This window comes from Halomonas sp. QHL1, from assembly GCF_001882345.1.
Lineage (GTDB): Bacteria > Pseudomonadota > Gammaproteobacteria > Pseudomonadales > Halomonadaceae > Vreelandella.
The window spans coordinates 3,092,827-3,119,467 of the sequence record NZ_MINL01000001.1 but is presented as its reverse complement, the minus strand read 5'-3'; the positions used below and the strand labels follow the sequence as shown (position 1 = coordinate 3,119,467).

At 55.2% G+C, this 26,641-nt stretch carries 27 protein-coding genes and 1 tRNA gene; 7 read left to right on the top strand and 21 right to left on the bottom strand.

Going from position 1 to position 26,641, the window contains the following annotated elements; translation table 11 throughout:
- Positions 1 to 100: 100 nt before the first annotated feature.
- The 3 genes from QHL1GM_RS14380 to QHL1GM_RS14370 form a co-directional block, all read right to left on the bottom strand.
- On the bottom strand, positions 101 to 676 hold the full coding sequence (locus QHL1GM_RS14380) for an antibiotic biosynthesis monooxygenase (protein WP_071695074.1): 576 nt from the start codon (positions 674 to 676) through the stop codon (positions 101 to 103).
- Positions 677 to 827: 151 nt separating this feature from the next.
- Entirely contained in the window at positions 828 to 1,211 is a 384-nt protein-coding gene (locus tag QHL1GM_RS14375; protein WP_071695073.1) for a hypothetical protein, read from the bottom strand.
- Positions 1,212 to 1,218: 7 nt separating this feature from the next.
- On the bottom strand, positions 1,219 to 1,446 hold the full coding sequence (locus QHL1GM_RS14370; protein WP_007111867.1) for a DUF2835 family protein: 228 nt from the start codon (positions 1,444 to 1,446) through the stop codon (positions 1,219 to 1,221).
- A gap of 148 nt (positions 1,447 to 1,594) precedes the next feature.
- On the opposite strand from QHL1GM_RS14370, the gene QHL1GM_RS14365 reads away from it, so the two are divergent.
- Positions 1,595 to 2,236 (top strand): putative metalloprotease CJM1_0395 family protein, encoded by a 642-nt coding sequence (locus QHL1GM_RS14365; protein WP_071695072.1) that lies wholly within the window; start codon positions 1,595 to 1,597, stop codon positions 2,234 to 2,236.
- On the opposite strand, the gene QHL1GM_RS14360 is transcribed toward QHL1GM_RS14365, so the two are convergent.
- The 12 genes from QHL1GM_RS14360 to QHL1GM_RS14305 form a co-directional block, all read right to left on the bottom strand.
- Positions 2,233 to 3,951: a bifunctional diguanylate cyclase/phosphodiesterase gene (locus QHL1GM_RS14360; RefSeq protein WP_071696013.1), complete on the bottom strand. Its 1,719-nt coding sequence runs from the start codon at positions 3,949 to 3,951 to the stop codon at positions 2,233 to 2,235. The two genes, QHL1GM_RS14365 and QHL1GM_RS14360, sit on opposite strands and share 4 nt — an antisense overlap.
- A 273-nt stretch (positions 3,952 to 4,224) precedes the next feature.
- Positions 4,225 to 4,737: a C40 family peptidase gene (locus tag QHL1GM_RS14355; RefSeq protein WP_071695071.1), complete on the bottom strand. Its 513-nt coding sequence runs from the start codon at positions 4,735 to 4,737 to the stop codon at positions 4,225 to 4,227.
- A 65-nt stretch (positions 4,738 to 4,802) separates the two neighbouring features.
- Positions 4,803 to 5,432: a histidine phosphatase family protein gene (locus QHL1GM_RS14350; RefSeq protein WP_071695070.1), complete on the bottom strand. Its 630-nt coding sequence runs from the start codon at positions 5,430 to 5,432 to the stop codon at positions 4,803 to 4,805.
- Between the two features lie 34 nt (positions 5,433 to 5,466).
- Complete coding sequence (phnE, locus tag QHL1GM_RS14345) at positions 5,467 to 6,282, bottom strand: phosphonate ABC transporter, permease protein PhnE (protein WP_071695069.1); 816 nt, start codon at positions 6,280 to 6,282, stop codon at positions 5,467 to 5,469.
- A gap of 30 nt (positions 6,283 to 6,312) precedes the next feature.
- Positions 6,313 to 7,131 (bottom strand): phosphonate ABC transporter, permease protein PhnE, encoded by an 819-nt coding sequence (gene phnE / locus QHL1GM_RS14340; protein WP_071695068.1) that lies wholly within the window; start codon positions 7,129 to 7,131, stop codon positions 6,313 to 6,315.
- Complete coding sequence (phnC, locus tag QHL1GM_RS14335; RefSeq protein ID WP_071695067.1) at positions 7,128 to 7,988, bottom strand: phosphonate ABC transporter ATP-binding protein; 861 nt, start codon at positions 7,986 to 7,988, stop codon at positions 7,128 to 7,130. Before phnC ends, phnE (QHL1GM_RS14340) begins: the two co-directional genes overlap by 4 nt.
- Positions 7,989 to 8,065: 77 nt before the next feature.
- Positions 8,066 to 9,031, bottom strand: a complete 966-nt coding sequence (phnD, locus tag QHL1GM_RS14330; protein ID WP_071695066.1) for a phosphate/phosphite/phosphonate ABC transporter substrate-binding protein — start codon at positions 9,029 to 9,031, stop codon at positions 8,066 to 8,068.
- Between the two features lie 104 nt (positions 9,032 to 9,135).
- On the bottom strand, positions 9,136 to 10,893 hold the full coding sequence (locus QHL1GM_RS14325; RefSeq protein ID WP_071695065.1) for an EAL domain-containing protein: 1,758 nt from the start codon (positions 10,891 to 10,893) through the stop codon (positions 9,136 to 9,138).
- Positions 10,894 to 11,051: 158 nt separating this feature from the next.
- Entirely contained in the window at positions 11,052 to 12,971 is a 1,920-nt protein-coding gene (locus QHL1GM_RS14320) for an alkaline phosphatase D family protein (protein WP_071695064.1), read from the bottom strand.
- 19 nt (positions 12,972 to 12,990) lie between these two features.
- On the bottom strand, positions 12,991 to 14,379 hold the full coding sequence (locus tag QHL1GM_RS14315) for a HAMP domain-containing sensor histidine kinase (protein WP_071695063.1): 1,389 nt from the start codon (positions 14,377 to 14,379) through the stop codon (positions 12,991 to 12,993).
- Positions 14,376 to 15,050: a response regulator transcription factor gene (locus QHL1GM_RS14310; protein WP_071695062.1), complete on the bottom strand. Its 675-nt coding sequence runs from the start codon at positions 15,048 to 15,050 to the stop codon at positions 14,376 to 14,378. Before QHL1GM_RS14310 ends, QHL1GM_RS14315 begins: the two co-directional genes overlap by 4 nt.
- A 38-nt stretch (positions 15,051 to 15,088) precedes the next feature.
- Positions 15,089 to 15,457 (bottom strand): PepSY domain-containing protein, encoded by a 369-nt coding sequence (locus tag QHL1GM_RS14305; RefSeq protein WP_071695061.1) that lies wholly within the window; start codon positions 15,455 to 15,457, stop codon positions 15,089 to 15,091.
- A gap of 160 nt (positions 15,458 to 15,617) precedes the next feature.
- Between QHL1GM_RS14305 and QHL1GM_RS14300 the strand changes: the two genes are divergently transcribed.
- Both QHL1GM_RS14300 and QHL1GM_RS14295 read left to right on the top strand, forming a co-directional pair.
- Positions 15,618 to 16,094, top strand: a complete 477-nt coding sequence (locus QHL1GM_RS14300) for a PepSY domain-containing protein (RefSeq protein ID WP_071695060.1) — start codon at positions 15,618 to 15,620, stop codon at positions 16,092 to 16,094.
- A gap of 171 nt (positions 16,095 to 16,265) precedes the next feature.
- Positions 16,266 to 17,258, top strand: a complete 993-nt coding sequence (locus QHL1GM_RS14295) for a DUF1853 family protein (RefSeq protein ID WP_071695059.1) — start codon at positions 16,266 to 16,268, stop codon at positions 17,256 to 17,258.
- Positions 17,259 to 17,293: 35 nt separating this feature from the next.
- On the opposite strand, the gene proB is transcribed toward QHL1GM_RS14295, so the two are convergent.
- The 4 genes from proB to rplU all read right to left on the bottom strand — a co-directional run bounded on the left by proB (position 17,294) and on the right by rplU (position 20,549).
- Complete coding sequence (proB, locus tag QHL1GM_RS14290; protein ID WP_071695058.1) at positions 17,294 to 18,433, bottom strand: glutamate 5-kinase; 1,140 nt, start codon at positions 18,431 to 18,433, stop codon at positions 17,294 to 17,296.
- A 107-nt stretch (positions 18,434 to 18,540) separates the two neighbouring features.
- Positions 18,541 to 19,728 (bottom strand): Obg family GTPase CgtA, encoded by a 1,188-nt coding sequence (gene cgtA, locus QHL1GM_RS14285; protein ID WP_035582832.1) that lies wholly within the window; start codon positions 19,726 to 19,728, stop codon positions 18,541 to 18,543.
- A 222-nt stretch (positions 19,729 to 19,950) separates the two neighbouring features.
- Positions 19,951 to 20,208, bottom strand: coding sequence for a 50S ribosomal protein L27 (gene rpmA / locus QHL1GM_RS14280; RefSeq protein ID WP_008957069.1), 258 nt, complete (start codon positions 20,206 to 20,208; stop codon positions 19,951 to 19,953).
- 29 nt (positions 20,209 to 20,237) lie between these two features.
- Entirely contained in the window at positions 20,238 to 20,549 is a 312-nt protein-coding gene (rplU, locus tag QHL1GM_RS14275) for a 50S ribosomal protein L21 (protein ID WP_071695057.1), read from the bottom strand.
- 348 nt (positions 20,550 to 20,897) lie between these two features.
- Between rplU and ispB the strand changes: the two genes are divergently transcribed.
- Positions 20,898 to 21,902, top strand: coding sequence for an octaprenyl diphosphate synthase (ispB, locus tag QHL1GM_RS14270; RefSeq protein ID WP_071695056.1), 1,005 nt, complete (start codon positions 20,898 to 20,900; stop codon positions 21,900 to 21,902).
- A 100-nt stretch (positions 21,903 to 22,002) separates the two neighbouring features.
- A tRNA-Pro gene (locus QHL1GM_RS14265) sits at positions 22,003 to 22,079 on the top strand.
- Positions 22,080 to 22,430: 351 nt separating this feature from the next.
- Here QHL1GM_RS14265 and QHL1GM_RS14260 read toward each other — a convergent pair.
- On the bottom strand, positions 22,431 to 23,009 hold the full coding sequence (locus QHL1GM_RS14260) for a hypothetical protein (RefSeq protein ID WP_071695055.1): 579 nt from the start codon (positions 23,007 to 23,009) through the stop codon (positions 22,431 to 22,433).
- A 240-nt stretch (positions 23,010 to 23,249) separates the two neighbouring features.
- Here QHL1GM_RS14260 and QHL1GM_RS14255 point away from each other — a divergent pair, with 240 nt between their 5' ends.
- A complete protein-coding gene (locus QHL1GM_RS14255; RefSeq protein WP_071695054.1) occupies positions 23,250 to 23,498 on the top strand; it encodes a type II toxin-antitoxin system Phd/YefM family antitoxin in 249 nt (82 codons plus the stop codon).
- Positions 23,499 to 23,636: 138 nt separating this feature from the next.
- Here the strand turns inward: QHL1GM_RS14255 and QHL1GM_RS14250 are convergent, their stop codons facing one another.
- Complete coding sequence (locus QHL1GM_RS14250; RefSeq protein WP_071695053.1) at positions 23,637 to 24,968, bottom strand: tyrosine-type recombinase/integrase; 1,332 nt, start codon at positions 24,966 to 24,968, stop codon at positions 23,637 to 23,639.
- A 479-nt stretch (positions 24,969 to 25,447) separates the two neighbouring features.
- Between QHL1GM_RS14250 and QHL1GM_RS14245 the strand changes: the two genes are divergently transcribed.
- Positions 25,448 to 26,632 (top strand): MFS transporter, encoded by a 1,185-nt coding sequence (locus tag QHL1GM_RS14245; RefSeq protein WP_071695052.1) that lies wholly within the window; start codon positions 25,448 to 25,450, stop codon positions 26,630 to 26,632.
- The last annotated feature ends 9 nt before the right edge of the window (positions 26,633 to 26,641 follow it).

The window sequence follows — 26,641 nt, the reverse complement described above, 5'->3', positions numbered from 1 at the left end:
ACCATAAAGCCCATCATCATAGGCGCAATAAACGTAGGTTAGTATCAACGCAGCGCTTAACCCCACGGAAGCGCAAACAACACTTATTAACAATGATGCATCATGACCGCTGCGCGTGGCGCCAACGCGCCAGTAAATCCAACGGCGACCACTTGCCTTGCAGCCAGGGCGCTAGTAAACGCATGGAGAGCGGAATAAACACAAACACCATCACTGGTGTCAGCATTAGGGTGCTCACCACCACTCGCGGCAGCAGTGCCCAATCGGCCAGTACGCCGCCAAATACAAACTGAAAAATTAGCGAGATAGGAAAGAAAGCCAGCCAGACGGCCACGGCCTGCTTCCAGCGCGGCGGCGCACTGGTGCCTGTTTGAAACCACGCATCCAGCCCGGTAGCCCGGTGTTCATGAGGCGCCTCATACAAACCTTTACCGCGCGTCAACCACGCATGGCGTGAGGCGGAGTGTTCCCAGGCGGCTAAGGTTTCGCTGCTGCTAAAGCGGAAGATAATCTGGTATTCATCGTCGTCAGCTGGTGGCGCCAGTACGCCGGAGCCGAGGTAGCCCGCAAAATCGGCCGCCAGTTCACGCCCTTCATTAAGCCAACGATTAAAATCGGAGTAGCGGCCGTGCTCAACGCGACGAGCCACCATCAATGTGACAGGTGAGGCAGACATGGTATATCTCCTAATGTGTCCACAGCCAGCGCCGGGTAGGCAGGCTGTTTGCTTTCAAGGGGGTAACCCTGAAAGTCGAATTGCCACATTATACAAGCAATGTTGATGCCATGGGGTGAATGTTACGCAATGCCAGTGTACGCAGCGTGGATTAACGCCCAGGCACAGGGTGAGGACGCTCCCCGCGCTGAAAAGCGCAGATGTGTTGATAGATATCCACAGCACTGCGAATAGCATCAGCCTCTTGGGGGTCGGGCTTTACTACCGGGCCGGTATGCTCACCCTCGCTGCGTATCACGTCATCTACCTCGGTTCGGTAACGGCCCAGCAGGTGCTCCAAGTTAAGGCGTATGCGATGCACCTCCAGCCCAAATGCCTGCCGCTGATCGGTGCGCTTAAGGATGTCTAAGGGGTTCGTAGCGGCTTCAATCAAGCTGTCCAGCGTAGAGAAGATTAATTTTTCAGCACTGTTTAAATTGGGAATAATGGAATAAATGAGGTCATTTAAAGTGATTTGCGTTCCATGGTGGTGCATAGGCAATTCAATGTCCGGTTAAAGGATTAATACTAATAAATCGGCCCTGCTCAGAAAAACTTAATCGATAGATACCGTGCACGCCGTCACGATTCACCACTCGGCGAATTGCCTCGGCGGGAAATATCACCCAACGGCCATCCACGCTTCGGGTGCGCACGTTGGCAATGCGCCCCTCGTAATGAGCTAGGCATTCGTCGTAGTTAAGATTAATGACCACATCAATGGTTTGCATAGGGCTGGTATAGGACTAGCGTAGGGCTGGCATCGTGTTAGAAAAGTGTTGGCATAGAACGGCGAAACGCACAGCGGAAACTTGCACTGTCGGCATCGCTCGCTAATACTTCATGGTATCCCAACTCGTACTTAGTCGGTAATTATCTATGGCCGTTTCTTCCGTTAGCACCGTTTCTCTCGCTGCCTGGGCGTACCCTGCCGCAAATGTTACGTTACCGCGGGTTGAGCAAACAGCAAAAAGCCGTGTATTTGAAGAAGATACGGCGTCTAGTGATGACCCCAACGCTACGAGCACAAGCGAAGAGCACAACAGCGACGCTGCTGGCCCCAAACGGGCTGATGGCACGCCCATGGCGCCGGAAGAGATTCAGTACTTAGATCAACTTAAACAGTCCGACCGCGAAGTACGCCAGCACGAGATGGCTCACCAAATAGCCGGCGGCGCTTACACTGGCGGCGCCAGCTACGAGTATGAGGTTGGCCCCGACGGCAAGCGCTATGCGGTAGCAGGCGAGGTGTCGATAGATTATGGCCCGGTGCCCAATGACCCCCAAGCAACTATCGAAAAAATGCAGACCGTGATCGCCGCCGCCATGGCGCCTGCGGATCCCTCACCAAAAGATTACCAAGTGGCCGCCCAAGCGCGTCAGTACCTGTTGGAAGCCAAGCTCGAAGCGTCCATGCAGCGCAGTGAAATGGAGCAAGCCCGCAGCAACGGCGCCGCGGCAACTTCTTCTGCTGATGAATCAGCCGCTAACGAGCAACCTTCAGAGGAACAAGCCGCTTAATTGTCTGACGCTGCGAGGGAGTTCCAATCTTCACGCCTAGGCCAATTCGCCAACCAGGCAGGTAATGCCTCGGCGGGCATTGGTCGTGCAATGCCATACCCTTGAGCTAAGTCGCATCCCAGCGCCATCAGTGCTTTGGCATGGTCTAAGGTTTCTACCCCTTCCGCCAGCATGGGTCGCTTAAAGCGATTAGCCATGTAAATAACGCTCTCCACAATCGCCATATCGTCCTGATCGCTGAGCATATCGCGAACAAAGCTCTGATCAATCTTGATCAGGCTGACCGGTAGCTGTCGCAGGTGGGTTAACGAAGAAAACCCAGTACCAAAATCATCAATCGCAAAACTGACTCCCAGCGACTGGCAGTGCGCCATATTTTGCAGTGCGGCCTGGATATCGTGCATCGCCGCACTCTCCAGCACTTCGAGTTTGAGCATCGCTGGCGGCACATTGGGATGGCGTGCCAATAGCTCGCCTAAACGTTGACTAAAGTTACTCACTAACAGATGCGTAGGGCTTATATTCACATTGATTGGCAACGCGATGCCTTGAGCATGCCATTCAGTCAACTGACGCAACGCCTGTTCAATGACCCATTCGCCAAGATCCACTTCTAACGGCGTGTTATCGATAATGGGTAAAAACTGCCCAGGCGCCAGCAGGCCCTCTTCAGGGTGCTGCCAGCGAATCAGCGCCTCTAGGCCCACCACATTGCCACTACGCATATCGACCTGGGGCTGATAATAAAGGCATAACTCATGGTTATTGAGCGCATCGATAAAACGCTGACGCTGCTCATGTCGCACCTGCAGCAAGCGGTCATGGTTAGGGTCAAACAAATGAAAAGTATCTCGACCCCGCTGCTTAGCGCGATACATCGCCTGATTGGCATGCCGTAACAGCACATCGCCCTGAACGTGATCATTCGGGTAGAGCGTCACCCCTAAGCTTGCGGTCAGGTGAATACTCTGCCCGTCAACCACTAGCGGTTGGCGAATAGAGGCTAACAGCTTCTCGAAAAAATCGTCGTCTACGCCATGATGGAGTAACAGCACAAACTCGTCGCCCCCCACCCGCGCCAACACATCATCGCCAAACAATAGATGGCTTATCCGCTGTGAAAAAGAAGACAGCAGTGCATCTCCCATGGTGGAGCCCAGCCGATCATTAATATTTTTGAAGAAATCGATATCCAGCGAGCACACCGCCAAGGGAAGCTGCTTAGCGTCTGCATGCTGCATAGACTCTTGAATCAATTGCGTTAGCAGCTGCAGGTTGGGTAGCCCCGTGAGTGCATCAAAGTAGACTTCTCGATTAAGGTGGCGGGCATGGGCAGGAATGGCCGAAAGATCCGCGAGGACAATCACATGGTGATCGATCTCGCCTTGCTCATTGCGCACGCGGTTAATCGACATCATGCCCGGATAAAACTGGCCATCGTGGCTTCGGTAGCTCACCTGGCTTTTGCTACGGTCACGCAGCTGCAGCTCTTTCCGCATCAATCGCGTGGTGCGGCTATCGTCCAGCGGTAAAATACTGAACGCTTCTGGCGTTTTGCCCTGTACATCGTCCTGCGTAATCCCCGTTAACTCACAAAAAGCGGGGTTCACCTCCACCACTCGATTTTCCGCGTCGGTAATAATGATCGCTTCATTGGCGTAACTAAATACCGATTCCGCGGGTGACGCCGCATTGCTAACGGATGCCGTTGACATCGCGTTCGAGCGAAGCAGTGAAGGTGTTGGCTGGGAGTGCTGTTGAGACAAAGACTGTTCCTTCGATAAATTCAAGGATTCATACATACGTCTTTGCTCTCCTCGTCGTTGTTATAGAGCCGTCGCTATATAGGTTCGCTGTTATATAGGGCCGTTATTAGGTCAATAGAGTCATTATTATGAAGGTAGTAGTATTGCTAAGCATAATAACACCCTATGACGGCGAAGGTACTTTGCACTGCAAAGTACCTTATCGGCTGACGAGGTAATAAGTTAAGGCGCTGGACTGGCGGCACCCAAAAAGCGCGCCTGCCAGTAATCGACCTCTAACGGCGCACTCACTACGGCACGGCCATTACCAGGCGCATGAATCATTTGGCCGTCGCCACGATAAATCCCTACATGAGTAGCTTTGCGGCGGTCACCAAAGAAAAGCAGATCACCAGGGCGTGGGGCTTCCACCTGTGGCAAGGCGCGAAACTGCTCATCAGCGGTACGCGGCACGCGAATACCCGCCGCCCGGTAGGTCATTTCCACTAACCCAGAGCAGTCCAGACCATCGGGCGTATTTCCCCCAAAGCGATACGGCGTGCCAATCGCCTGCTGGGCATGGGAGAGAATCAGCGCACGCTCCATAGAGAGTCCTGCGCGGTTAGGAGGTGCCTCAATGGGGGTAAGATCGCGACTGGCGCAGCCCGTTAGCACCAGTATTAATAGGCAGGTAAGCAGCCACCTTCCAGAGGGTGCCAAGCCGCAAGGTAGAGACCACAGGCGAACCAATATCATGGGCAACTGCTCCGATAAACCAACGTGCCTTCATGATGGCGCAAAGCATGCCTAGCCGCCAACGGTTAACGGCCAATCCACTCGATAAAGCTGGTTTCACCCAGCGCATGGCGTTCATGACGCACCCGGCTCATTGCCGCGTAGGGTAAATCCATTGCCAATACCCGCGAAAGCGGCTGCTCAATCACCTGGCGCAGCAGGCCATTGCAGACAAACAGATGCGCCACCACCAGCACATGCTTGCCAGGCGGATTGCTTAACAGCTGCTGCCAGGCCCCGGACAAGCGCGCGTCAAAGGCTTGCAGGGTTTCGCCACCGGGCGGAGATCCCGTGGCAGGATCGAACCAAAACGCACTCATTCGCTCAGTGCCCTCTTCGGCAAACACCTGGGCGTGGGTTTTGCCCTCCCACTGCCCCAAGTGCAGCTCGGCGAAATCGTCCTCCACCTGAACGGGCACATCAAACTCCTCACCCAGCCATAGGGCAAATTCGCGGCAGCGCGTTAACGGCGAGGTAACGATCGCATCGTAGGGCAAATGCCCGTCGACCGTATGCCGCATCACTGCATCGGTCACCTGCTGCCAGCCGGTTTCGCTCAGTGGATGGTCGGTAGAACCGCGGAGCATACGCCCGCCCACCGGCTCACCGTGGCGCAGTAAATCAATCGTTGTTTGCTCGGCTTCGGGAAAGCGCATAGGGGTAACCTCGCCGATCTAGGCAGTTTGTCGATCAGATAATCGCGTGACGCACACGCGCGGAAATCCACTCCGACACCAGCACGGTGGCGAAAATCATAATAAAAATGACGCTAACCTGATCCCAGGCGAGGCTGTTAATCGAGGCATTCAACTGCAGGCCAATACCGCCCGCGCCGACCAAGCCTAATACCGTCGACTCGCGAATATTAATGTCCCAGCGGTAGACGCTAATTCCCGCAAACGCCGGCATCACCTGGGGCAGTACGCCATAGTTCATTACCTGCAGCCGGCTCGCACCGGTAGCGCTAATCGCCTCAACGGGTGTGGGATGGATCTCTTCAATCGCCTCGTAAAGCAGCTTGCCCACAAAACCGATGGAGCGCAGGGCAATGGCGATAATCCCCGCCAACACGCCGGGGCCAAGAATGGTCACCAGCAGCATCGCCCAAATCAGCGAGTTAATGGAGCGCGATGAGACGATCACCATCAGCGCCAGACTGCGCACCAGCGGATGCGGCGTAGTGTTGCGGGCAGCTAAAAATGCCACCGGAAACGCCATCATAATCCCTAACGCGGTACCTAAAGTGGCAATATTGAGGGTGTCCCACATGGGCTTCCAAAGCACATTGGCGTAGCTCCACTCGGGAGGGGTCATGCGGCTGATCAGATCCGCCCCCTGGCGACCGGCATCTTCCACAAACACCCACATGGTGTTGTCGGAAATCACCTTCCAGCAGAGCAGAAATAGGCTGACACCCGCCAGCCAAGCCAGGTACTGCAGCCATTGAGCACGGGTAGTGCGCCGCCGCCAAACCGGCTGACCCTCAGATGTAGTAGATACGGGCATAACGGTTCTCCATAATTCCGGGGCCAGGCGTTACTGGGTCCAGCGGCGAACGTGGCTAGAGCTATATTCACACAGCAGCACGATAGCGATGATGATCAGCAGAATTGCTGCGGAGGTGTCGTACTCATAGCGGCTCAGCGAGGTGTTCAGCGTGGCGCCGATACCGCCTGCGCCGACAATGCCAATCACCGAGGACTCGCGGAAGTTGATATCCAGGCGGTACATAGACAGCCCTATCAAGCGGGGCATGACTTGGGGCTGTACGGCGTGGTTCATGGTTTGCCACCAACTGGCGCCCGTGGCGCGCACCGCTTCTACCTGACGCCAATCCAAGTCCTCGATATCTTCCGCCAGCAGCTTGGCCATAAAACCAATCGTCGCGAACGCCAGGGTGATCATGCCCGCAAAGGGCCCGAAGCCGAACATCACCACAAACAGAATGGCGATGATGATCTCTTGAAACGTGCGGGAAACGGCAATGATCGCACGACACACAAAGTAGATTGGTAGCGGTGAAATATTCCGCGCTGCCCCTAAGCCTACGGGTATCGCCAGCAGCACACCCAATACCGTGGAGGTGAGCGTCATGGTCAAACTTTCCAGCAGACCCGCGACGATATCGTCATAGCGACTGACAAAGTCAGGCTGCATAAAGGCGCCTAAAAAATTAACCGCCCGGCCCGCGCCTTCCGCCACCCGCGCCCAGTTCGCCTCAACCGAGGCAAGCGCTAAAAAGAGATACACCACCGCGCCGATGGCGAGTCCCCAGCGCAAGCGAGGACTCTCGATCAATGGGAGTCGCCGCCACTCGCCGCGCTGCGCCGCCTGCTGGCGTACCTGCTCGCTCATCGTGCCGCTCCCGCTTCAATTGACGACATCACACGTGCGTAAGGGGGATTAATCGAAGCAGTGTTAGTAGCCTCTTCACTGCCGACTTCATCGTCCATTGGTTCAGGCGTGGTGTCCCAATCCTCTTCACCGTAAATCGTGGTAAGGATCTCGCTGGTAAGTTCGCTGGGAAGGCCATCAAAGACGATTTCACCCGCCCGCAGGCCGACAATACGGTCAGCAAACTGCTGGGCCAGCGCCACGTCGTGAATATTGATGATCGCCGCCAGTTCGCGCTCTGCGCACAGCTCACGAATCAAACGCATGATTTGGCGGGAGGTTTTCGGGTCAAGGCTGGCGGTCGGCTCGTCAACCAGCAACAGCTTAGGACTTTGCAGGAGCGCCCTGGCGATACCCACTCGTTGACGCTGACCACCGGATAGAGCATCGGCGCGCTTATCAATGGCATGCGTCAGCCCTACCCGCTCCAACAGACGGAAAGCTTCGACCACTGCCTCCTGGGGGTAGCGGCGCAGGAAGCTACGCCAAAAGCCCACGTAACCAAGCTGACCAGAGAGCACGTTCTCCATCACGGTTAGGCGGTCTACCAACGCATACTCTTGGAAAATCATCCCCATGGAGCGGCGGGCGTGACGCAGCTTATGCCCCGAGAGCTTGGTCAGCTCCGTGCCGTCCAGGCGAATACTACCCTGGGTAGGCTCAACCAGTCGGTTCACACAGCGTATTAGCGTGCTTTTACCCGCGCCAGAAGGCCCAATCAGCGCCATCACTTGGCCTTTGGGCAGCGTGAGTTCAATATCCGTAAGCGCCCGATCCCCGGTTGGGTAGCGCTTACCTACACCGCTTAGTGTCAACATTTTCCTACCTCGTATACATAACTAAACGGCCAGAAAGGGTAGCCTTCCTGGCCGTACAAAGCCTGCTGCCTACAAGATCAATCGCAGTCGTAGGTTACGCCGTTGGCGTCAGCGATTGTGCGAATAACCGCCCAGTTTTCCTGATAGGTAATCGGAATAAATTGCGCTTCACCGGAGTTGGCGAATTCCGATTCAAGGGCAGTGCCTTCCCAGTCGTAGCTGAAGAACGCATCCTGAATTTTCTCGGCAAGTTCCGGGTTCAGGTTATTCGCCAAACCATAAGCGGTGGTCGGGAAGGTTTCTGAGGTGTAGATAATGTTGTAATCACCTTCGCTAACCACATCGCGGGAAATCATTCGCTTGCGCACTGAGTTAGCAATCGCCGCCGCGTCGTAGTCTTCGTTGACGACGCCAAGAATGGAGTTGTCGTGGGAGCCAGAGAACGCGGTCTCAAAATCTTCGCCCGCTTCCATGCCGTACTCAGAGCGCAGCAGCGCCGAGGGGGCGCGGAAGCCAGAGTTTGAGGTCTCGGAGGTAAACGCTAGCTGGCGACCCTGCAAGTCTTCAACGGCCTCAATGCCGCTTCCTGGGTAGGTGATAATTTCCATCTCGTAGCCAAAGCTGCCATCTTCCGCGGCCATCATGGTGAAGGGGCGGAAACCACCGCAGTTAACCGCGACCGGTACGCCGCCGGTATTAAAACCGGCTACGTGCAGACGGCCAGCGCGCAGCGCCTCCTGCTGGGCAGCGTTGGACTGCACCGGGAAGAACTGCACTTCTTTGCCCGTGACTTCGCTCAGGTGATCCAAAAAGTCAGACCAGACGTCAGCGTAAACCGCAGGATCTTCAACCGGCGTGTAGGCAAATACCAAGGTATCCGGGTCGGCCCACTGAGTCTCATCGCTGGGAGCATCGGCGACCATATCGCCATCGTTATCCACATAGCGCGATGAGAGATCCGCAGAGGCGCTCACCGCGGCCAAGGCAAAGGCACTAGCAACAGCGGCACTGATTAACGTGCGGGAAAAAGATAATGTCTGCATGGGTCACCTGTAGCGTTATTAGAAGATGACAATATCCTGACGGCTTCAAGTGACAAAAATGGGGCACTTATGTGACCACTTCGTGACGTTTTGACGAAGGCACCTTAATGTACGGCGTAAGAAGCTTCATGACCGCGGCGTTCCACAAACAGACTGTTGCCAGGGATTTTTTTGGCCTGATGCTTCAGTTCAGAAAGCTCGCCTGCAATATCCAGCGACTGACAGCGGGTTGTATCAGGGATGGGTTTCACCGCAATCGAGACGCTAACAAAAGGGAAAAACGTCAGTTTATTTTGACGGTTTTCGATGTGAATCCCGCCCTGAAGGCGTTCAGCCTCTTCATAGAAGCCCGGCGCCATCACCTCGAATGAGTGCAGAATTTGCTGACAAACACTTTCCCAGTGCTCAAGCGGCAGCAGCATCATAAAATCATCACCGCCAATATGGCCGATAAAGCCCCCGGCGTTCTCTACCTGTGCTTGCAGCAGCCGCGATAGCGAAATAATGATGTGGTCGCCTCGGGCGTAGCCGTAGGCATCGTTAAAGGCTTTAAAGTTATCCAAGTCAACGTAGGCGGCGGCAAAGCCCTGCTCGGCGGCTAAATAGGCGGCCAGGGTTTCATTAATCAAAATATTGCCCGGCAGGCCAGTGAGCGGGTTGGCATGCCGCGCTTGGCGCACCTGAATCGCGGTAATCTCGCGCAAAAGGTCAACGATATTGCCCATCCCCAGGTAGTCACCGTTAGCGTTAACGATGACGAAGTCTTCCTGCTCAATATCCCGACTGTCGGTCAATTGCTGGCTTAAAACCTCGAGTGGGGTATCCGCTTCGGCTACCAGCATGCGTGCATCCGCAACGTCCAGCACGCGGCGCTTGGCATAAAGAGAATGGCTATAGGGATTGGTAAACAGCGTTAAAAACGCATTGCGACGCACCACTGCCACGGGCTTATCATTCTCCAGCACAGCGACACAGCGCAAGCTGGACTGTTGACGAAACCGCTGGGAGATATCCGGTACTGCGCAATCTATCGTTATGGCGTCGGTTGCTCGCAAAATCGAGCGTGCCGTGCGACCGGCGGGGGTTTTTAATTGGGTAGTCGCCGGTAGCACCATATTGAGTTCTAAAGGCGGTTGCTGGTTGGGCCGGGCGAAATAGAAGCCTTGCAGCAGCGCGAGCCCTCGGTCGAGTTCCCACAAGCAGAGATGCTCAGCGGCGGTCTCCACCCCTTCGGCGATGACTTGGCAGTCCAGGCTACGGGCCACGTCGAGAATCGAGCGCAGGAACTCTCGCTTGGCAGGATCCTGGTCGATGCCGGAGATAAAGTGCCGGTCAAGCTTAACGAAATCGGGGCGCAGCTCTGACCAGTGGCGCAGGCTTGAGTGCCCTGCACCGAGGTCATCCAGCGCCACCTGAAAGCCCATAGTGCGGTAGTGATCCACCGCCTGACGCATTAACTCGTAGTCATGGATTGGCACGTGTTCAGTGAGCTCAATAACCACCCGCTCTGGGGGCAAGCCACTGTCACGAATAAAGCCAAGCGTTAAACCTTCGCGAAAATCACGCTCGACGATGGTCAGCGGCATCACGTTAAGAAATAGCAGGCCGGGCAGATCGAGCTCTGCAAAGCGGTTGATGGCCAAGCGTCGGCAGAGTATGTCTAACTCCACCAGCTTTCCGGCCTGGGTGGCTACTTCAAACAGTCTTAACGGCGAGTGAAGCGGCGACGTTTTAGGCCCACGAATCAGCGCTTCGTAGCCATAAATCGCCTGCTGACTGGCATCAACAATGGGCTGAAAGAGTACGTGCAACTCTTCTTTTGCAATAATCTTTTTCAGCCACTGCGCTTCTTGTGCGGTCATTTACCTGCTGCCCTATTCAGCCACCCCAATAACCAGCGGTGGTGCCTATGAAGTGTCACCTTCCCTGGAGATTGTTTATAAGCTGCAAGCGTGCGTCATTTTTGTGACGCTATCATGACAAACATTAAGGACGTCAGGCAGTTGGCGCTAAATGGACGTCAAGTGAGCGGCTTCTCCCGCGCAGGAAAAACCACCTCACTGCCGTCGGCGTCAAGCTGGCGGATATTGATAGGGTGGCCCTTCTCGTCAAGCGTTACTAAACCAATACCGCTGGCGTTCCACAGCCGTTCGCCAGCACTGGCGCGATCAGGGTCGCGGGGGTTAACGCTTAGCTTACGGCGCTTGGTGAACCAATTAAGCGGCGACCACGGCGCGTAGAGCCAGCGGTTGAGTCGGTCAAAGGTATTGAGCAGGTTTTTGGGAAAGGTGTTTTTGATCCCGCTTGAGGTGATCTGCCACAGATAAGGGGAACGCCGCTGATGGCGCACCACAATGTCGTAGACAAACGAGTAGTGCACATCGCCAGATAGAATCACGTAGTTGCCGGGGGTTTTGGAGTGCCGCCAAATCTGCAGCAGCGTATTAGCCGCTCCCCTATGGGCCATCCAGTTTTCGGCATCCACCACCAGCGGCTTACCGGCGAGGGTAAACAGCTTTTGAATCCCCTCTATCAACTTGACGCCGAACATCGGCGCAGGGGAGACAATCACCGCACTTTTGGCCCCCATGAGCGCCTGCTGCATCTCCATTAGCGACTCCCAGTCCATCAACCCCGAAGGCCGGTGCGGGCTGCGTTCGCTGCGCCAGCGTCTGGTGCGGGTATCCAGCACAATCAGTGTGGGGGTGCCGGGCACCTGAAACTCCCAGCCCTGAAAACGCAGCAGCCGTTCAATCAGCCCATCCTGTTCAGCACAGGCTAGCGGTTGGTCGCCATCGCCCAGTAGGGTCGAGGCATGATGGACTAACGGATTCAATTTATCCGGATCGTTACCCCAGGCTTGGCACAGCAGATACGCCACCAGAGCGTTACCGATAATACGCTTAGAGAAAGGATGCCCGTAGGCGGCGCGCTCCCAGTCGGCGGTTAGGTTCCAGTCGTCGGTAACGTCGTGGTCGTCGAAAATCATCAGGTTGGGCAGGTGCGCCATCAGTCGCGCGCACTGGGGCAAGCCGTCAACAAAGGTATCGATCACCGCCTGCTCCTGGCGATAGAGCTCGGCGTCTTTTTCATCTAGGGCAGGCGCCTCTGGGGCAATCACCTGCCAGGGCACCGGAGACCACACCAGGCAGTACATGGCGAGCATTTCAGCCAGCGTCATTAGGTGGTTATGGGCATTTGCCGAGGTAAACACCGGCTTTTTGACACCGCCAAAAAAGCGTTCGCGCAGCGCCGCATTGCTGGTCACATCGGGCAGCAGTTCCGCGCGTCGGTAGTAGCTATCCGGCGAGCGGTAGAGCGCCTGACTATCGTCGACAGTAGCGCCCTCTAGCCACTCATCCACCAGCCCTAATCGCTCAATCAACGCATGCACGGCGCGTAGCATTGGCCCGGCCACGTCGTCGGCGTACACCTGGTCACCGGTCATCAGGAGCCAAGCGGGCCACTCGGCGGGCGCTGCCTGCTGCTCAGCAAGCCAGCTATCGGCGCGCACTAGGCCATCGGCACTGTCGTGATGGGGCTTACGACAGGAACCATGCATCAGGCGGTGATGCCGCGAGGCAACCACAAAGGCAGGATAGGCGGCGCCGTCATAACAGAGCCACGGCGCCCACTCCGGTAAAGAGCGCCACTCACCCTGCAGGGTTTCTACCTGCAGGTCGTACTCGATGCGCTCATCGCAAGGCAGGGGCGATTCAAGCTCACAATCGATTAAGTAGATAAAGGCCCGCTGACCAATGGGAATGCACTGATGGTGGTGCGCCAAACCAATCGACTGGCTATCGCTGCTCCCAGGACGCAGCACCAAGGTCATGTTTAGTGGCCGAGTGGCGACTAGCCACAGTACCAGCCGTGTAGTGCTTATGCGTCTTAATAGGGGGCCGGCGACTATATCGGGCAGCGTATCTGTGCGACTCATTCGGTGCGGTCTCCATTAGTTATGCACGACGATTACGCGGGACGACGGGAAGTTCCACGACCACTTTTAACCCGCCTGTGCTGGCGCGACTGAGGTGCATATAGCCGCTGTACAGGGCGACAAGGTCAGTCACAATCGCCAGACCCAGGCCACTACCCGAGCGCTGTTCATCCAACCGTTTACCGCGCTGCACCGCCTGCTGGCACTCTGCTTCTGACATGCCAGGGCCATCGTCGCTAACGGTCAAAGTTAACTGCTGCTCGTCACTCTCTACCTGTAACTGCACATCGCTAAGTGCCCAGCGCAGCGCATTATCCATGACGTTGCCCACCAGCTCTTGGATATCCTGCCCATCCATATGTACCTTAACGTCGCCTGCCCAGGTTTGGCGCAACTCAATACCGCGCCGCTGGGCAAGCCTGGCCAACCCATTGAGCAGCGGTGCCAGGGTGGCATGCAAATCGATGGGCGCAAAGCGAACGCCCTCGCCCGCCGCTGATGCCCGTGCCAGGTGATGGCGAACCGCGCTATCCACGCGTTCTAGCTCAACCTCCCAGGCGGCACGGTTCGCTTCCGGTAGTTGGCGTAACTGCAAGCGCATCACGCTCAGCGGGGTTTTCAGCGCATGGGCCAGGTTGCCAGCGGTATGTCGGCCACGCTCGATCAAGCGCTGATCGCGGGCCAGCACCGCGTTCATTGAGGAGGCAAGCGTCGCCAGTTCGTCAGGCAAGCGGGTATCTAACTGTTCGGCGCTCCCCTGCTCCACCTCATGTAGATTGGCGTGCATGCGGCGCAGTGGCGCTAACCCCCAGCGTACTTGAAGCGCCAATACGCCAAGCAACAGAACGCCCAAGCCCACTAAACCGCCCCACAATAGGCGTTGAAATTCGCCAATATCCCGGGCCAACACATCGTCCCGGGCGGCGACGCTAATATGTAGCGGCGCTTCTAATGGCGCCAGATAGATATCGCGCTCCACCACGCGCAGCGACTGGCCTCGGGGCCCTGTGATGGAGCGGGCGCTCAGGGTGTCGTTTTCGATGAACGGCAGGCGCTGATCCCACAGCGAGCGCGAGGCGAGGGTTTGTTGCTCGCCATCGGTGATTTGCCAGTACCAACCAGAGTAGACATTGTCAAAACGCGGGTCGCCCAGCGCCCGGTCGTGGACAAGCTGCTGCTCTATGCGGTCGTAAGTAACGCCCGCCATAATAACGTTGAGGGTGGCACCCAGGCGCTCGTCAAAGGCTTGAGTTGCGGCGGCGCGGTAGTGGTGGGAAAGCAGCGTGCCAGCCATGGGCAGCGCCAGCCCTATCATCACTAGCACGGCCAGCAATAGCCGCAGGCTGATAGAGCGCTTAGCCCAACGCCTTGACCATTGGTCACGCCACGTCGTGCTGGGTTGACTCATTCGATGGCGGGCTCTTCTGCCAGTAGTCGGTAGCCCTGGCCACGTAGGGTGGCAATTCGCCAACTGCCCAACTTACGGCGCAGACGGCTGACTTGAACGTCAATCACATTAGAGTCCGGCTCATGGTCGCGGTCGTAAACGTGCTCTGAAAGCTCGGTGCGGCTCACCACCCGCGGTGCGGCGTGCATTAAATAGCCGAGCAGGCGGGTTTCCTGGGCGGTTAATCCCACAGGCCGCCCTGCCAAGGTGACGTGCTGGGTGTGGGTGTCTAAATTCAATTCGCCTACTTTCAGTACTGGATGGGCATGGCCGTGACTGCGGCGCACTAAAGCGCGCAGGCGAAACAGTACTTCCGCAGACTCGAATGGCTTGGTGACGTAGTCATCCGCCCCGGCGGTAAATCCCGCGGCTTTATCTGCCCAGCGCTCTCGGGCAGTAAGAATAAGCACCGGTAGGTCGATGCCATCTTCCCGCCATGCCGAAAGCCAACGAGTGCCATCGCCATCGGGTAGCCCGACATCCAGAATCAGCGTGTCGTAGGCTTCGGTGCGCACCAGAAAATCGGCATCCTGGCCGGTAGCCGCATGCTCTACAAGCCAGTCTCCGTCGCGTAATGCTTGGCTCAACTCGCGAGCCAGCGCCTGGTCGTCCTCTACCAACAAACACTTCATCGGCTAACTACCCTTCTTTGGCAAGTTACATCAACAGGCTAGCGGCGCATATCATTGATACGCACTCCTTCAATAGCCATCAATTGGCCGTTATGGCCGTCAAATTCGAACTCGACAACTTGGCCCTGGGGGCCGAGCAGTTTAATTTCATACTCGACATAGCCCCCTTCACGCTCCACCTCAACTTCCAGCACTTCGCCTATATAGTGCGCTTCCAGCCAATCCAAAATAGTCTCGAGAGGTACGACTTCGCCGCGGCGCACTTCGCCATGTAGCGACTCCCAATGCTGGTCACCCACTGCACTACCCGCCAGCAACAGCACCAAGGCTAACCCAGTGACGTTGCAGCGAGGGCGTCGCGAGACGCTGCGCAGTAGCTTTATAAAGTGACGTAGGCGTTTACTCATAGGGTCAGCATGCCAAAGGCAACATGAACGTTAGATGAACAGCTTTGTCAGCTTAAGGAAAGTATCGTGGTGGTATAAATTCACTGTCGCATTCGCTGAATGCCGTTTACTCATTTTCGTACAGACATCCATGTACAGATACGTGAAGAAGGAATTTGCTATGAACACCATGAAAAAAATGCTGCTGATCCCGACCTCTGCGCTGCTACTTGCCGCTGCTGCCGGTAGTGCCCAGGCCGATTCGCTGCCGATGGATCGCATTGATGACGTACTGACCCACGCCAATGCCTACGGCTTCAGCCACTACGAAGAAGTTAGCATTAAAAGCCGTGGCCGCGTAGAAGTGGAAGGCTGGTTAGACGATGAATGGTTCGCCGACGTAGATTTTTCCCTTGATGACGGTGAAACGCTGGAAGAAAAACGCGAACGCCTGATTACCGGCGCTTGGGGCATGAGTGAAGACGATATTCGCCAAGCCTTAGATGTTGCCAACCAGGAAGGTATGGTTGAATTTGAAGATATTGATATTGATGAAAGCGGCATGATAGAAGTGGAAGGCCGCGATGAAAATGGCCGCGAACTAGAAATCAGCGTGCGCCAAGGCTCTTACGAAGTTACCCAAATTGACCGCGATTAAACGCGCCCCAACGCTAATGGCGGCGCTTTAAACCATCTTGCGGGCTCCCTACGGGGAGCCCGCTGCGTTTATGGTAGGCTGCCAAACTATACAACTAAAAAGTCATACAGCTAAAAAGTCATGCAGCTAAATGTATAGTGCCGACCTTACCAAGGTGCTGAGGAGAAACCCGTGCTGAACGAAGGCGTTGACGGCGCGCTAGGGAATGAAGAACTCGGCTCAACGGTGCTGCGGGATTTAGCTTGGCTTGTCGCCACGCCTGATCTGGTGGAGCTTCCACCGCCGATTCCCTGTGGCGGGCGGCCCACCATTAAAGAGCTAGGGCTGGAGCAAGCGCTACTGCCCTGGCTACGTCAGCTTGGCCGCCCACCATTAATCGCCTTGAACGGCAGCCGCGCAACGCGCATGGGGCACTACCACGAACGCCTGTGGCATACGCTGTTAGATCATGCACCGAATACGCGACTGCTCGCTAGAAACGTGCGCATTACGCGTCAGCGCAACACCCTGGGCGAGCTGGATATGCTCTACAGAACCCGCGACAACCCTGCGCCGGTGCATTTAGAAGTCGCCATTAAGTTCTATCTGGGTCTACCTGAAGGGCCTGGGGATTTGAAGAGTCAAAGTCGTTGGATAGGTCCTGGCGGACTAGACAGCCTAGCGCTTAAATGCACTCACCTACGACGACATCAACTGCCCCTTTCAACCACGGCGCCCGCGCTGCAAGCACTATCGCATTGGCTAACGCCACGGGATCTGGGTGTTCCTGATAGGCGTTTAGTCGAGCAGTTAACCCAGCGGCTGGCCATGCCCGGCGTGCTTTATTATCCCTGGCACGCAGCCATGCCAGCGCCGGAGGGCGCGACGGCAGACCACCGCCGAGGTACCTGGTGCTACTTACGTGACTGGCCTGCGCTGGCCGCCCGCTTTCCCAGCATGCCGCGCATGGTATGGCTGGAAAAGCCTCACTGGCTGGCAACACCGCCACTCAGCGCTTTCCGCCCTGCGGAGGAGCTACTACCCGCTATTATTGATAGGGTGCAAGCGTGGCGCTCCCCCCAGCAAGTGATGCTTTATTGCCCAGAAGAAGAGCACTACGAACGGCTGTTTTTAGTGCCCAACGACTGGCCGCATCAGGTGCCTCTTCCGCCAGCGGCGCGCTAGTCGGCATACGGCACTAAGGTTATATGACCACAAGGTTATAAGACCACAAGATTATCGCGGTGAATCAGCTCATGAGCTTCCACGTAACCAAGGATCGCTTCAATCTGATGGCTGGGTTGGCCCGCCAGCTGGCGCGCTTCATCGGCGCCATAGTTCACCAAGCCTTTGGCCACTGACGCACCCTGCTCATCCACGCACACCACCATATCGCCGCGTTTAAAGCCGCCCTGCACATTGCGCACACCCACCGCTAATAGACTAGAGCCTTTATCGCGCAGCACTTTGACCGCACCGGCATCCAGCACCAGCGTGCCACGCACCTGCAGTTGACCCGCCAGCCATCGCTTGCGCGCCGCCATGGGCACTTGATCAGGACGCAGCAGCGTGCCTAGCGCTTCGCCCGCCATTATCCGGTTGATGACGTCAGGCTGGCGACCGCTGGCAATCACCGTGACCGCCCCAGAGCGCGCCGCCAACTGCGCCGCGCGCACTTTGGTGCTCATACCGCCACGTCCCAGTGCCCCGCCGCTGCCTGCCACGGCGGCTAAGCGCGGGTCGTCGGCGCGCCCCTCACCAATCATCTGAGCGTTTGGATTGTGGCGCGGGTCGGCGTCAAACAGGCCTTCCTGGTCGGTCAGTAGCAGCAACGCATCCGCTTCCAAAAGATTAGCGACCAGTGCCCCTAGGGTGTCGTTATCGCCGAAGCGAATCTCATCGGTGACCACGGTGTCGTTTTCATTGATCACCGGCACCACGCGCATCTCTACTAGCGTGCGCAGCGCAGAGAGAGCATTGAGGTAGCGCTTGCGGTTAGAAAGGTCGTCATGGGTAAGCAGAACCTGCGCGGTGAGCATGTCGTGGCGGGCAAAGTGCTGCTCGTAGCACTGGGTCAGGCCATTTTGACCAACGGCGGCGGCCGCCTGCAGTTCATGCACGGCGCTGGGGCGCACCTGCCAGCCAAGACGCACCATGCCCGCCGCCACGGCGCCGGAAGAGACCAGCACCACTTCAATGCCTTGCTGGTGCAAGGCGGCGATTTGATCCACCCAGCCGCCAATAGCAGCTTCGTCCAGGCCGCGACCATCGTTAGTCAGCAACGCACTGCCAATCTTCACCACTACCCGCCGCGCACGACTTAGCGCGCTGCGGCCCAGGATTTGCTCGTTACTTTCCATGCGACCCACCTCAATCAGACGCCCATAAAAGGGGCCGCGCGAACGCAGCCCTCTTTTTTACCTACTACCTATTTTAGCTTACTACCGAACCCACCCGCTCAATACCACTAAGGGGCGTACTCGACTTCAACGTCGTAATCATCGTCGTCGAAATCTTCGTCATCTTCATCGTCGCGCTTACGCCGACGACCCAAACGATCTTCGGTACGCGCAACCGACTCTTCTTCCATGCGGCGGCGCATCTCTTCTTCACGGGCCAGCGCCTCTTCATCTTCGTTCTCAAGGCGACGCTGCTCGGTCAACCAGCGGTAAGCAGCCTGAACCAGCTTATCGGTGCCGTCACTGCTGATCGCCGAAATGCGGAACACCGGGCCTTCCCAGTTGAGCGCCTGGATAATCTTCTGGGCGCGCTCTTCACGCTCATCTTCCGGCAGCAGGTCAAACTTATTCAGCACCAACCAGCGCGGCCGCTCAGAAAGCGCCGGAGAGAACTGCCCCAACTCATGGACAATTGCCTTGGCCGCTTCCACCGGATCAGACTCGTCAAACGGTGCCACGTCGACCACATGAAATAGCAACCGCGTACGGGTTAGGTGCTTCAAAAAACGTAGCCCTAAACCGGCGCCTTCAGAGGCTCCTTCGATCAAGCCCGGTACGTCGGCCATCACGAAGTGCTCGTGCATCCCCAGTTTTACCACGCCCAAGTTGGGCACTAAGGTAGTGAACGGGTAGTTGGCGACCTTGGGCTTGGCGGCGGACACCGAGCGGATCAGCGTCGATTTACCCGCGTTGGGCATGCCCAGCAGGCCAACATCGGCCATCACCTTCATTTCCAGGCGCAGGTTGCGGCGATCACCGTCGGTACCTGGCGTCGTACGGCGCGGCGCGCGGTTGGTCGAGGACTTAAAGTGGATGTTACCCAAACCACGCCGTCCACCTTCGCCTACCAGCACCACCTGGCCAATTTCGGTGACATCGGCGATGACTTCCAGGGTGTCTTCATCAATTACCGTGGTGCCCACCGGAACTTTTACGTGCAGGTCTTCACCGGCCTTGCCGCTCATTTGACGACCCATGCCGCCCTGCCCGTTCTGGGCTTTATAGAAGCGCTGGAATTTAAAGTCGATCAAGGTGTTAAGCGCATCGTCACCAATCAGGTAAACGCTACCACCATGACCGCCATCGCCCCCATCAGGGCCGCCCCTGGGCACATATTTTTCGCGGCGAAAGCTCAGACAGCCATTGCCGCCTTTGCCCGCCTCAACAATAATCGAGGCTTCATCGACGAACTGCATTGGATTCTCCCGGCCGCTTCCGCCGCCCTAATATGCACTGCTGTTTTCCCAAATCTTTTCCCAAACCTTTATTACCACCAGCATACTGATAAAGACATGGTGGTAAAAACATCGTGGTAAAGCGTATTGGAAAAGAGATTTAACCGACAAAAAAGCCCCGCCATAGCGGGGCCTTTTTTTCTCGCAACTTTTTCTTACAGTTACGAGCATAGCACTAGCCGTTTAGGCAGAAACGATGCTAACGAACTTGCGGTTTTTCGGGCCTTTGGTCTCAAACTTCACAAAACCGTCGCTCAGAGCGAACAGTGTGTGGTCACGACCAAGGCCTACGCCTGTGCCCGCGTGGAAACGCGTGCCGCGCTGACGAACGATGATGTTACCCGCAGTCGCCGCTTGGCCACCGAAGAGTTTCACACCTAAGCGTTTGGACTCGGAATCGCGACCATTACGCGTGGAGCCGGCTGCCTTTTTATGTGCCATTGCAAAATCCTCCTAAGGGAATTGACCGCTTACGCAGAAATTCCGGTAATTTTGACTTCAGTGAACCACTGGCGGTGGCCCTGACGCTTCATGCTGTGCTTACGACGACGGAACTTGATGATGGTGACTTTATCGCCACGGCCGTGGGAAACCACTTCGGCAGAGACTTTAGCACCACTGATCATCGGCGCACCGATATTGAAGTCATCGCCGTCAGCGACCATCAGCACTTCTTCAAACTCAATCGTTTCGCCGGTAGCGACTTCGATTTTTTCAAGTTTGAGGGTTTGACCTTCTTGAACACGGTACTGCTTGCCACCGCTTTTAATAATTGCGTACATGTCGCTCTCCGGACTTGTCGTTAATGCCGGTTACGCCCCGCGTAACCAACGCTCATCGCCTTCCGCTCTTATCGACCTGCTGCGAGTGGCGCCCCTTTTGGAGCCATCTGACAGGGAGCATGATGAGTGGGTCGCGGATTATAACGACTATCTTCTCTTACCACAAGACCACAGGCCCTTGTCAATTGACACTACCCTCTCCTTATAACGGCGTATCATAACGTGACCACAGCGGGTGTCTTGACGCCCAACAGGCAGCCCCATAGCATGACCCCAACACATGATCACATTTACTCCACAAATACGGGCGGCACTTACCGCCTCCCGCTGCCGCGATGAACGGATCCCATGACTGCTAACGTCTCCTCAGCCCAGCCCGTCAGCCCAACGCCTTCACCGCTGCACGCCGTGGTGGCCGATGACTTCGCAGCCGTCAACCGGACGATTGTCGAGCAGCTCAACTCTAAAGTGCCGCTGGTCGAAACGATTGGTCAGTACATTACTGAAAGCGGCGGCAAGCGCCTGCGCCCTTTATTGGCACTTCTAGCCGCCCGCTCCCTCGATTACACCGGCGACAAGCATATTCCGCTCGCCACCTTAATAGAGTTTATGCACACCTCCACGCTGCTACACGATGACGTGGTGGATGAATCGCATATGCGCCGGGGTAAGAAAACCGCCAATGACGCCTGGGGCAATGCGCCCTCGGTATTAGTAGGTGATTTCCTCTACGCACGCTCGTTTCAGATGATGGTCGATGTAGGCTCGATGCGCATCATGGCGATCCTTTCTGGCGCTACCTGCATCATCGCGGAAGGCGAAGTGCTGCAGTTGACCAACATCGGCAACCCCAGCATCTCCGAAGAGGATTACTTCGAGACCATTTTGGGCAAAACCGCCATGTTGTTTGAAGCGGCTTCCCACAGCGGTGCCGTGCTGGCAGAAGCAACGCCGGAACAGGAGCGCGCGCTACAGTATTACGGCCGCTACCTGGGTCTCGCCTTTCAGTTAATTGATGACCTGTTGGATTACCAGGGCGACGCCGATGCCATGGGCAAAAACGTTGGCGATGACTTGGCGGAAGGCAAACCGACACTGCCGCTGATCCACGCGATGGAGCAAGGCACGCCGGAACAGGCCAAGCTGATTCGCCAAGTGATTCGCAATGGCGGGCTTGAGCAGCTAGACGCCGTTTTGGAAATTATTCACGCTACCGGCGCACTTAACTATACCCGCCAGCGGGCCGAAGAGATGGCCGATAAAGCCCTGCAGCAGTTAGATGCACTACCGCCCAGCGCCTACCGCGACAGCATGGCCCAGCTGGCCCGTTTAGCGGTTGATCGCCAAGCATAAATATTGGAGGATCGCACTGCCGAGGACTTGAAAAAACACGCCCGGCTAAGTATGATCCTCCTCCGTCGTTGAGCACAGATGAGCACAGCTCGGCAACTTTCGGAATATAGCTCAGCTTGGTAGAGCGCTGCCTTCGGGAGGCAGAGGTCGTAGGTTCGAATCCTGCTATTCCGACCAATAATTCAAAGACTTAGATGATAAGCAACCGCTTATTTTTGAATCAAAAGCATGGATCAACAGTCCAGCATCTGTCCAAATCATCTAAGCTCTTACCCGATAAGCCGGCCTCCATGGTCGGCTTATTCTCGTTTTGCGCATATCAATATTGAAGCCGAATATTCGACATAACCTTTGGACACGCATTAGGGGCTAACAGCACCCCTAGGCTTTTAATTTTAGAGCTTGTTAAAATTGCTGCAAGGCCTTCTACGCCACACTAAGCTCTGAGCAAGGTTCAAAGGCAGCCAGCGAATGTTTCAGCAATCTCATCATTAGCAGCTGCTACTAAAGGGCGTGCTCATCCTCTTTTCATATCTCGAACTCGTCAACATGAGTGAGTCTACGGTCACCTAAATTTCCACGCGACCAATAACCCCCTTGTCTCAGCAACCCGACAAGGCTCATATGATAACCGTCAAAAAAAGCTTTCAATGAAGGTCGGCTACCGCTGACACGTCGGTAATCTGAGTGGTGGTGGTTGTTTCTTATATCCCGCATATGCTTACCAAATTCGATAGGCACTTTGTAATCATAATAGGAAACGTCATTGTCTTCGGGTAAGTGAATGCCACGCAGGATTCTCTCCTTCGTGTTGTCAAAGTATTTTTGTGCCTCCTCGGTGAGCATAAGATCAGCTATTTCCCAGCTTAACTCAGTGGAGCCCTGGTCCCTTTTAAAAGCAGCCATATAGAATTCGTAAAGCCGACAAACCATCTCAGCATAGGAATTGTAAACAGCTAGTTTCCTCTCATACGTGCTTCCTTGAAGTCTTTTATCCTCAGCGGCTTTAAGAAAGCGGTGAAAGGCCAACTCAGCAAGCATAAACTCATGGTAAATAACCTCTACCAAGCGCCTATCCTTATCATCCCCAGCTTTAATTTTAGCCATATTGGTCTCCGTTCCAGTGTCAGATTCACGGTAGTTCATGGGGGTTATGCGACTGGTTTTCTTACAGGAACATATTGCAGATATCTCAGCACCTAAAAGAAAAAGATGTAGCCATGCCAGATAGCGTATCCACAACTGAGACCTTCGGCATACCCTATGATAAAGGTGTAGACAAGTTAACGCTGGGCAGCAGCCGAAGAGCTACAAATAGTCGTTTGGTTCATACAGAGGTCAGTAACAATGCACATTAATATCAACGAGGCTCAAAAGAAGCTCTCCCTACTCGCTCAAAAAGCAGTGGAGGGTGAAGAGATTATAATAATGGAGGATGGTAAGCCGGTTGCTCAGCTCGTTCCGTGCGAGAAGCCTCCGACGCGACTCACACAACTACTAGGTGCAATGAAAGACGAGATCCAAGTCACCGAAGGCTGGGATGAATCTCTTGAGGGCCAAGAGCTGATGGAATTTTATAAAGACAACCTCGGTTGAGTGGTTTCACCCTACGACTATGGGACATGAAGTGGCGTTTGCTAAATCTCCGGAGATTGCCTATGTCTGAGCTTAGAACGTGGCGCAGGCGGCCCATCAAAGACCGCCGCTCATATCAGTTAGTGGAGAGACTAACCGTTAGCTTCTCTCAGTTTCCAATCTCCGCAGCGCTTCTTGGAGATGGTCCTGTCTCAAATGAGCATAGTGCTTAACTGTCGTCTCGATACTGGCGTGCCCCATCAGGCTCTTCACCGTCGGCAGATCAACTCCGGCCATCACCAACTGAGATGCGAAATTATGGCGGAGCGAATAGATGTCTAGCTCTGTAGGTAACCCACCAAATTTCTTAATCTTCAACCACGGCTTCCGCATCGCACTGCTCGCAAGCATACGCTCCCCCTGGGCAAACCTCGGCGATGAAAATACATAACCTTTCCGTGGCAGCCCTTGATCCTCCCACCACAGTTTCAGCACTCTGGTTAAAGATTCCGAGAGGGGAAAATACTGGACCTTGTTCCCGTGATGCGCTGTTTTATCAAGCACCTTGGTGATAAGTGTAAAGTCGTTTTCAAGATGCTCCCATCGCAAGCTAAATATATCTCCAGGTCGAAAGCCGCCGTAATAAATGCAAAGCATGAATGGAACTACATGATCGGCATATGTCTTTTTATCAAGATCAGGCAAATACTGCTTACTGGCTTTTCTGCGTGAATGGCGTCTTTGTTGCTTGCGCTCGTCGGTGTAAAGCTGAAGGCCTCGGAAAAGACCATCCACTTCCTTCTGGTGAAGCACTCTTCGACGAACCGGAATAGGGAGCCCCTCACTCTCTACGGCTCCTGGTCGTTGCAACCTTGCCCCTTGTAGCGGATTGCGATCAATCACCTCCATCTCCACTGCGTAGTTAAGCATTGCTCGCAGCACATTCCATGAGCGCTTGATTGATGAATGCGCCAGCCCCCTCTTCTCACAAGCTATCTGCCAAGCAACCAGATCGAGTTTCTTCAGCTCTCTCAGAGAGCGATCACGCCAAGTGCTGAAGTCTCGCTTAAGCCGATCCAAATCACCGCTCCCGCTTTTATTACGTAGCAAGTGCTCTCGATAGTGGCCATCCCAAAATTCCGCTAACGTCATGAAAGTTACTTGATGCTTTTGACGCTCTTTTATCTCCTGACGTTGCCTCTCACGCTCAATATGCGGCTCTTTTCCTTTAGCAATATCAGCCACCCAGCCCGTTACAACTTCTCTAGCAATATCGGCTGAAACACTGGGCCACCTACCCACCTTCACTACAGGACGCTTTTGTTCGAGCTTAGAACGATACCGATAGAAGAAGGAAATCACTGTCTGATCACGACTGAACATACAAGAGAACCCCATGATCAGCGTGTCTCTAATTTCTGACACTTCATTCTTTCGCGCATCCTGTATAGCAGATTCAGTAATACGTCGAGAAATGACTTTTCGAGTCATCGATAAACCCTCAGCAGGCGGGACGTCTAAACGACCCGATGCAATTGCTTCGAGTCGATTTAGCCGTCCACTAACTGTCCCAGCAGGCTCTAAATGCATACTGAGACGTTGGACGGATGGTATGTCCAATAGCCTATGCCAAAGATAATTAGGCGTTCAATTTTTTGTTCAATCCCCGATTTTAGGCGCTTCTTTGTGAAGAATACGCCCCTTTCGGGAACAAACACGCTTGCAGTTGCGCTTTTCGGGAGGCAGAGGTCGTAGGTTCGAATCCTGCTATTCCGACCAAGAACACTATTAAAAACGGCCACTTAGCTAATATAGCAAGTGGCCGTTTTTTGTTGGGTGGCTGCTAGGTGGCATATAGGTTCCACTCCCCGCTGCTCACCAATAAAAGCACTGCGAAAAACAAACTAGCCTGCTAACAACTATGCTACGATTGGCGTTTGTGCTTTTCACTCCTTCCCCCTTCTCTTTATATGGAAAAGACCATTAGCCAGTTAACACATATTAAGGCCGTACTGCTATTTGCCAGCACCATGACCGTAATGTCGGGGGCGATTATCGCGCCTGCGCTGCCGGGTATCAGCCGCCATTTTCCTGACCAGCCGCAGGTGTTGATTCAACTGATCCTGACCATACCTGCGCTGATGATTACACTGTTCAGCCCACTGATGGGCTATCTAGCTGACCGGTTTGGGCGCAAGAAATTGCTGCTGATGATGCTGGGCATTTACGGTTTTGCCGGGGTCGCGGGCTTTTTCATCGACCGCGTGGATCTGCTATTAAGCTCCCGCGCACTGATGGGGATTGCGGTGGCCGGTATCCTCAGTATCAGCACCACGCTGGTAGGCGATTATTTCGATAGCACCGAACGTGCCCGCTTTTTGGGGCTGCAAAGCAGCTGCATGGCCTTGGGCGGAGTTGTTTTTATTAACCTTGGCGGAATACTTTCCGACTGGAGTTGGCGCGGCCCGTTTCTCCTCTACCTAACCGGCGTGCTTTTACTGCCCTATGCCTGGGCGATTCTTCAAGAGCCCAAAGCAAGCAGTGGCGTAACCGCTGATGTAACCGATGCCCCGGTGAAGGTGGATTATGGGCGGACCGGTCTTGCCTACCTTATCGCTATGATCAGTATGGCGATGTTTTATATGTTTCCCGCCCAACTCCCCTTCTTGCTCTCCCAGCAGGGCCAGATCAGTGGCATGGCGATCGGCATCGCGCTTTCAATGGCGGCCCTAACGGCCAGCATCGTGGCGTTTTGCTACGGCTACTACAAACCGTTTATTTCGGTGATGACGATCTATGTCTTAGGGTTCTTGCTGGCGGCCACTGGCTTTTTGATCGTTGGGTTCACCCAGAGTTACGCCATGGCCATTGTCGGCGCGGGGATTTCCGGTTTGGGCCTGGGTGCCTTTATGCCCAATACCACCACCTGGCTTATGAGAATCACTCCTCAGCGAGTACGGGGCCGGGTATTTGGCGGTTTTACCTCAACCTTCTTTTTTGGCCAGTTTATCTCCCCGGTGGTGGTCGCCCCGGCGGTGGTCTGGCTGGAGTCGCTACGTAATGTGTTTACCGCGATGGCACTCGTTTGCTGCCTGCTAGCCGTCGTTTTGATTATTCTGGGTAAAACGACATTAAAGGCAGACAGCAAGCTTTAACCTGTGGTG